This window comes from Planctomycetia bacterium (genome assembly GCA_021413845.1).
GTDB lineage: Bacteria > Planctomycetota > Planctomycetia > Pirellulales > PNKZ01 > PNKZ01.
On the sequence record JAIOPP010000091.1, the window covers coordinates 1 to 7729 of the forward strand.

Below are 7729 nucleotides of genomic sequence, written 5' to 3' on the forward strand. Positions count from 1 at the left end.
AGGGCTCAAGCACTTCGAGGCGAAGATCCGGCCGGTGCTCGTCGAGAAGTGCTACTCGTGCCACTCGGCAGGGGCGAAGGCGCTGCGCGGCGGCTTGCTGCTCGATACCAAAGAGGGGCTCATCCTCGGCGGCGACTCCGGCCCGGCGCTGGTCGTCGGCAAGCCGGAGGAGAGTTCGCTAATCCAGGCGCTCAAGTTCGAGTCGTTCGAGATGCCGCCGTCGGGCAAGTTGGCCGATAACGTGATCGCCGACTTCGAGCATTGGGTGAAGATCGGAGCCCCGGATCCGCGCGTAGGGCCGGCGAAGGTGGTGCAGAAGAAGGGGATCGATCTCGATGCCGGCCGGAAGTTTTGGTCGTTTCGTCCGGTCGTGAAGCCGGCTGCACCGCAAGTGAAGCACAAGGCTTGGCCGCACGGCGACATCGACCGCTTCATCGCGGCCAAGCTCGACGAAAAAGGTTTGCAACCAGCCCCGGATGCCGAGCGGGCCGTGTGGCTGCGCCGCGTGACGTTCGACTTGCTCGGCCTGCCGCCGACCCCCGCCGAGCTCGATGCGTTCGCCGTCGATCAGGCGACCGATGCCTATGAGAAGGTCGTCGATCGGCTGCTCGCGTCGCCTCACTTCGGCGAGCGCTGGGGGCGCCACTGGCTCGACGTGGCGCGGTTCGCCGAGTCGAGCGGCGGCGGACGTTCGATGGTCTTCAAAGAGGCGTGGCGTTATCGCGACTACGTCGTCGAGGCGTTCAACCGCGACAAGCCGCTCGATAGGTTCATCGTCGAGCAAATTGCCGGCGACTTGCTTCCGCATGCCGGCGACGACGAAGAACGCGACCATCTCGTGGCGACGTCGTATCTCGTGCTCGGCGCGAACAACTATGAAGAGCAAGACAAGAAAGTGCTCGAGATGGACGTTGCCGACGAGCAGATCGAAGCGATCGGCAAAGGGCTGCTCGGCATGACGATCGGCTGCGCGCGGTGCCACGATCATAAGTTCGATCCGATCCCGACGGCCGACTACTACGCGCTGGCTGGAATCTTTCGCAGCACGAGCGTGTTGATCCATGATAACGTCTCGCGCTGGGTCGAGCGGCCGTTGCCGATGTCGCCGGAGTTGGAGAAGGTCGTCGCGAAGCACGAAGCGGAAGTCGCCGCGTTGAAGCAAAAAATCGACACGGCCAAGGCCGTGGTGAAGCAACTCACCGGCCCTAGCACGAACGCCAAGACCGGCATCGTGGCGGCGTCGAGCTTAGAGGGGATCGTCGTCGACGACGCGCAGGCCAAGCGGGTCGGACCGTGGTCGCCCTCGAAGCATTTCAAACGCTACGTCGGCGACGGCTACGTGACCGACGATGACGAAGGGAAGGGGCTCAAGACCCTGACCTTCCAACCGGAGTTTAAGAAGGCCGGCGTCTACGACGTTCGCCTCGGCTATATCGCCGCGAACGATCGGGCCAATGCGGTGCCGATCTCGTTGCTTACGGTCGACGGCGAGATCGAAGTGAAGGTCGACATGCGACAGACGCCGCCGATCGACGGCCGGTTCGTCTCGCTCGGCAAGTATCGCTTCGACCCGACGAACCAATGGTTCGTGATGATCTCGAACGAAGAGACGAAGGGCTATGTGACGGTCGATTGCTTGCAATTGGTGCCGGTCGATGAGAAGCCTGCGGTCGCCGCGAAGGACGCCAAGCCGAAAGAAGTCGTCTCCGACGATCGAAAGCGTGCCGCGGCGGAGGTCGACGCGTTGGAAAAACAGATGAAGACGCTCCAGGCTTCCGGCCCGTCGCGCCCGATGACAATGGCGGTCGACGACGCCGAGAAAGTCGAAGACTGCAAGATTTGCATTCGCGGCAACGTGCATAACCGCGGCTCGGTCGTGCCGCGCGGCGTGTTGCAAGTCGCGACCGCCGGCAAGTGGCAAGCGGTTCCGGAAGATCAAAGCGGGCGACTGCAACTCGCCGAATGGGTCGCGAGTTCGTCGAACCCGTTGACCTCGCGCGTCTACGTGAATCGGGTCTGGCACCATCTCTTCGGAGCGGGCCTCGTCCGCACGGTCGACAACTTCGGCACGACGGGCGAAACCCCCTCACACCCGGAACTGCTCGATTACTTGGCGTCGGAGTTCACCGCCTCGAACTGGTCGACGAAGCGGCTCGTGCGTTCGATCGCGCTGTCGCACGTTTATCGCACGACCACGAACACGACCACGACCACGGCTAAGCAGGGCGCAGTCGTCGATCCCGACAATCGCTTGCTCTCGCACATGAATCGTCGCCGGCTCGATGCGGAGTCGATTCGCGATGCGATCCTCGTCGCGAGCGGCAAGCTCGATCGGAAGCTCGGCGGTCTCGCGGTCGATGATCCGAGCGTGTTACAGGGAGTCGGCACCGTGATGCCGACGGAATACGGCTACGTCTTCACCGACGTGCGCCGCAGCATTTACACGCCGGCGTTTCGCAACCGGACGCTCGAACTGTTCGAAGCGTTCGACTTCGCCGATCCGAACAGCGTGACCGGCAAGCGGAACATCAGCACCGTGGCGCCGCAAGCGTTGTACCTGTTGAACAGTCCGTTCGTGATGGAGCAGGCCTCGGCTGCCGCCGCCCGCTCGTTCGCCGAACACTCGACGTTTGACGACGAACAACGAATCGAAGCGGCCTTCCGCGACACCCTGGGGCGTGCGCCGACCGATCGCGAGTTGCAAGCCGGCTTGGCTGCCGTCGTGGCGACGTCGCCTGCACCGACCCCTTCCAAGAGTTTGACGGCTCGCAAGCCGCGGATCGTAAGCATTGATGATGCGAATGAACCGGCGGTCGATCCTCGGCTTGCCGCCTGGGAGCGGTTGTATCAGGCTCTCTTCGGCTGCGTCGATTTCCGATATGTAGATTAGCGCTCGATAGAATAAAGTTCGATTTCTCCCGTTCGTGATTTCGAGAACACGTTATGCACGCTTTCGACTCCTCGCCGTTTTCGCGTCGGCAAATGCTCCGCTCGTCGGCCTGCGGCTTCGGCTCGCTGGCGCTGGCGGCGATGATGCAACACGGCGGACATGCCGCGAGCCCTACCGGTGCGAGCGCGCTTACCGGCGGCAAGCCTGGTCCGTTAGCGACGAAGGTTCCGCATTTCGCGCCGAAGGCGAAGCGGGTCATCTTCTTATTCATGGCCGGCGGCGTGAGCCAAGTCGATAGCTTCGACCACAAGCCGCTCTTGGATAAACGGGACGGCGAATCGCTTGAGTTCAAAGACGCCCGCAACGTCGCGAAGACCGGCAAAGGGGCGACGTCGCGCGTGATGAAGTCGCTCTGGAAGTTCGCGCAGCACGGCAAGAGCGGCAAGTGGGCTTCGGAGCTCTTCCCGGAGATGAATCGCCACGTCGACGATCTCTGCTTCCTGCACGGCATGCACACGGAAGGAGTCGCCCATGGTCCCGCCACGCTATTTCTGCACACCGGCTCGACGACGCAGATTCGCCCGGCCGTCGGCTCGTGGGTGAACTACGGTCTCGGCACGGAGAATCAGAACCTGCCCGGCTTCGTGGCCCTGAGCCCTTCGATGGGCAACGGCGGCCCGCGCAACTACGGCAACGCGTTTCTCCCGTCGGTGTATCAAGGAACGGCGATCGGCAAGCCCGGCATTCCGGCCAAAGAGGCGCAGATCCGCTACCTGCTCAACGAGCGCAGCAACGACCTCGACGAACGAGCCCAGTTCGATCTCGTGCAAGCGTTCAATCGCGAGCAAGCCCGCAGCCGCCCCGGCGACGACGAGCTCGAAGCTGTGATCGATTCGTACGAGCTTGCGTTCAAGATGCAGCAATTTGCGCCGAGCGTGCTCGACCTGGCCGGCGAAACTCAAGAGACGCTTGATCTCTACGGCATCGGCAAGAAAGAGAGCGACGACTACGGCCGACAATGTCTCATGGCGCGGCGCTTGGCCGAGTCGGGCGTGCGTTACATTCAAGTGAACTACAGCGACAACTCGAACAACCCGGCCTGGGACCAACACTCGAACATGCCGAAGCACGCCGAGCATGCGAAGAAGGTCGATCGGCCGATCGCCGGTTTGCTGGCCGACCTCAAGCGACGCGGCTTGCTGGAAGACACGCTCGTCTGGTGGGGCGGAGAGTTCGGGCGCAATCCATTCGCCGAAAAGAACGGCACCGGCCGCGATCACAATCCCGACGGCTTCACCGTGTGGCTCGCCGGCGGCGGCGTGAAACGAGGCTTCTCCTACGGCGGCACCGACGAATGGGGCCATGTGGCGGTCGAAAACAAAACGCACATGCACGATCTCCACGCGACCGTGTTGCATCTCCTCGGGCTCGACCACCTGAAGCTCACCTACCGCTACGCCGGCCGCGACTTCCGCCTTACCGACGTCGCCGGCGAGATCATCCACCCGATCTTCGCGTAAAGTCAGCGCAGTATTTCAACTGAGTTCACGACCACGAAATCGCTTGCGGGTTCGCGGGCGCGCGACTTCGGGCGCCGGCACAATCCGCACCGTCGGAACCTCCGACGCGCCTAAGAATCTTCTCGGAACGTAATATTTGCGTCGTCTCGCCGAGCGACGTACGTTTTCGATGCCTCTCATTTCGGCGTGCCGCTTCCGCCGGCGCGCCACCGGCGTCGTCCCGACGCTCACTTCCATTCGAGGAGTCTGGGCTATGATTCTGCGCAAGCTCGCGTTCGGCCTCGCCGTCTGTTCCGCGTTTTCGCTTTCGTCTTCGGCGGCCTTCGCAGGTCCTCAGGGGAAGGTCGCCGGCGGCGGTGGGGGCAAGGCGGCCGGTGCGAAGCTCGCCGCTGCGAAAGGGGGCGGCGGTGTCGGCAAGCAAATGGCCGGCGACAAGAAAGCCATCTCGGCCGATAAAGCGAAGCTGAAGGCCGATCTCCAAGCGGTTCGCTCTTCGCAGCAATCGCTGGTAGCCGACAAAAAACAGATGCACCAAGACCGGCAACAGGTCCAAGCCGCGCAAAAGAGTCTGCAGAAAAACCTGCACGCGATTCGTGAGCAACAGCAAGCCAAGCAAGCCGGCGGCTCGGCGAAGAATGCCGGCGCGAAGCTCGCAAGCGCCAAGTCGGCCGGCGGAGGCGCGGGGAAGAGCGGCGCACACGCCGGCGGCAAGCGATAACGCCGCTCTGCGAACGCTCGCTACGACTTCATCGGCCGGAGCGGGCTCTGCGAGATCATGAACTTGCGCTGGCCCGCCGCGGGGAACGACACCGTTGCCATGCGGCGCAGGCCTGCGCCGCTGAGCGCGAGGATCTTGCCGATCCCATACTCCGGATGCCGCACGGCCATCCCTTGATGAAACAAGTCGGGTGAGATCGCCGGCCCTTCCGGTCGCGGCGTTTCCGAGCGTGGAGCCCCGGCTAAGTCGGCGGCCGTTTTCAGAATCGTGCCCGCCGGGAGCTTCGGCTCCGGGCGAGTCGGTGCGTCGAACGAGGTGACGTCGAACGACAAGTCTTCCTCCTCGTTCGCGCCGGCCGTATCGTGGGCATCTTCGTCGTCGCTATGGACTTCGTGCGTGTCGTCGTCGGCGGAAGGATATTCGGCGAAGTTGTCCCACACGCGCACGGCCGCTTCGTTGCGCTCGAACTCCGCGACCGGCAACTCCATGAGAAACTGGCTCGGCACGGTCAGCCGGCGCTGGCCGCGGAAGTCGCGGTAGCGTGCCATGCTCAGATGCAACTCTTCTTGCGCGCGCGTTATGCCGACGAACATCAACCGCCGCTCTTCTTCCAACTCGTCGGGATTGTCTTTGCTGCGCTCGTGCGGCAGCAGCCCATGCTCGACGGCGGTGAGGAACACGACCGGAAACTCCAAGCCTTTCGAGGCGTGCAGCGTCATCAGTACCACGCGATCGTCTTCGCCGTCGAGAAAGTCGGTGTCGCTGACGAGGCAGACTTCTTCGAGAAACTGCTCCAGCGAGGATTCACCCGCATTTTTTTCGTCATAGCTGCGGGCCACGGTGAGTAATTCTTCGACATTCGCCAGCCGCTCTTCGTCTTCGGCCGCATCCGATTCCTTGAGATGTTGCTGATAGCCGGTCTCGGCGAGCACGTGCCCCATCAGTTCTTCGACCGGCTTCGAGATCATGCGCGAGAGCCGATCGATCAGCAACGCAAACTCGCCGAGTGCGCCGGCCGCCTTCTTCGAGATTCCTTCGAGGTCGCGGCATTCGCTCGCCAAATTCAGCAGCGTCTTGCGCTTCCTGGTGGCATGTTCGTTCAGCCGCTTAAGGGTCGTCTTGCCGATGCCGCGCACCGGCACGTTGACGATCCGGAGAAACGCTTCGTCGTCATCCGGGTTGTTGAGCAACCGGAGATACGCCATCACGTCTTTGATTTCGGAGCGCTGAAAGAACTCGACGCCGTTGATGATCTGGTACGGCACGTTCGCCTCGCGAAACGCGAATTCCAGCGTTCGCGATAACGCGTTCACGCGATAGAACACGGCGAAGTCGCGAGCCCGGCGCGTGCCCGCGCGAATGGCTTGGGCGATGGTGCGGGCAATGGCATCGGCCTCTTCGCGATTGCTGCCGTAGGTCGTGAGGCGAACGGCCTCCCCTTCGCCGTTGTCGGTGAAAAGGTCTTTCTCCTTGCGGCGCTTGTTGTGCGCGATCAGCATCGCCGCGCCGCGCAGAATCGCCTTGGTGCTCCGATAGTTCTGCTCGAGCCGCACGACATGCACGTCCGGGTAGTCGTTCTCGAATTCGAGAATGTTGCTCAAGTTCGCCCCGCGCCAGCCATAGATCGATTGGTCCGGGTCGCCCGTCACCGACAAGTTCGGATAGTCCATCGAAAGCGCGCGCACGATCGCATACTGCGCCAGGTTCGTGTCTTGGTATTCGTCGACGAGAATGTAGCGATACCGTGCGTCGAGCAGCGTGCGGATCTCGGGATTGTCGCGCAGCAACAACGCCGTGTGGAGCAGCATGTCGTCGAAGTCGACGGCGTTCGCCTTGAGCAGCGCTTCCTGATAGGCGGGATAAATCTTCGCCGTGATCGCACCGAGCGGATGGCCGGGGCGCGGCTGATATTGCGCCGCGGGAATCAAGTTGTTCTTGGCCCAACTGATGTGATGTGCGATCTGTTGCGGCGTGAAGTGCCCGGTGTCGAAATCGATCGCGGCGATGGTCCGCTTCAAGGTCGACTGGCTATCGGACGTGTCGTAGATCGTGTAGTTTTCGCGCAGCCCGACGAGCCGACTATGTTCGCGAAGCATCTTCGCGCAGAAGCGATGAAACGTGCTGACCCAAACCGGCTTGCCGGGCGCCAGCCGGTCGACGCGGCGGCGCATCTCTTCGGCCGCTTTGTTGGTAAACGTCAGGGCGAGGATGCGCTGCGGCGCGATCCCGGTGCGCATCAGGTGCGCGATCCGATGCGTGACGACGCGCGTCTTGCCGCTCCCCGGCCCGGCGAGAATCAGGAGCGGACCATCGACGTGCAAAACCGCTTCTTGCTGTGCTGCGGTGAGGTTCGCCAACAGAGGATCGTCGTCCATCCATGCCGCCTTGAAAATCGAGAACCGCCGGCCCGACGTCCGTCGTCGGGCTGATAGATTCATCGTATCCGGCAGGGGGCCGGGGAGACCAGGGGGCGAAGAATGCAGTGCGCCAAACCCTTCTCCCGCCGGGAGAAGGTGGCCGAAGGCCGGATGAGGGGCGCGTCCGAATCGTCTCCGCGCTGAAATTCACGTCGATCGATAACTAAAATGACATTGGGAAAGT

Annotated in this window: 4 protein-coding genes; 3 read left to right on the forward strand and 1 reads right to left on the reverse strand. The window is 62.7% G+C overall.

Annotated elements, in window-relative coordinates:
* From K8U03_16465 to K8U03_16475, 3 genes are all read left to right on the forward strand, one after another.
* Positions 1-2890, forward strand: a 2890-nt coding sequence (locus K8U03_16465; protein ID MCE9606488.1) for a DUF1553 domain-containing protein, incomplete at its 5' end; no start/stop codon positions are given.
* Between the two features lie 53 nt (positions 2891-2943).
* Positions 2944-4410 carry a DUF1501 domain-containing protein gene (locus K8U03_16470; protein ID MCE9606489.1) on the forward strand — a complete coding sequence of 489 codons (1467 nt, stop codon included), beginning with the start codon at positions 2944-2946 and terminating at the stop codon, positions 4408-4410.
* Between the two features lie 253 nt (positions 4411-4663).
* Entirely contained in the window at positions 4664-5128 is a 465-nt protein-coding gene (locus K8U03_16475; GenBank protein MCE9606490.1) for a hypothetical protein, read from the forward strand.
* Between the two features lie 20 nt (positions 5129-5148).
* On the opposite strand, the gene K8U03_16480 is transcribed toward K8U03_16475, so the two are convergent.
* The gene (locus K8U03_16480) at positions 5149-7503 is read right to left on the reverse strand and encodes a UvrD-helicase domain-containing protein (GenBank protein MCE9606491.1); all 2355 of its coding nucleotides are present in this window, start codon (positions 7501-7503) and stop codon (positions 5149-5151) included.
* Positions 7504-7729: the final 226 nt, after the last annotated feature.

Coding starts and splice junctions, on each gene's coding strand:
- K8U03_16470 (MCE9606489.1), top strand. CDS start 2,944: ATGCACGCTTTCGACTCCTCGCCGTTTTCGCGTCGGCAAATGCTCCGC.
- K8U03_16475 (MCE9606490.1), top strand. CDS start 4,664: ATGATTCTGCGCAAGCTCGCGTTCGGCCTCGCCGTCTGTTCCGCGTTT.
- K8U03_16480 (MCE9606491.1), bottom strand. CDS start 7,503: ATGGACGACGATCCTCTGTTGGCGAACCTCACCGCAGCACAGCAAGAA.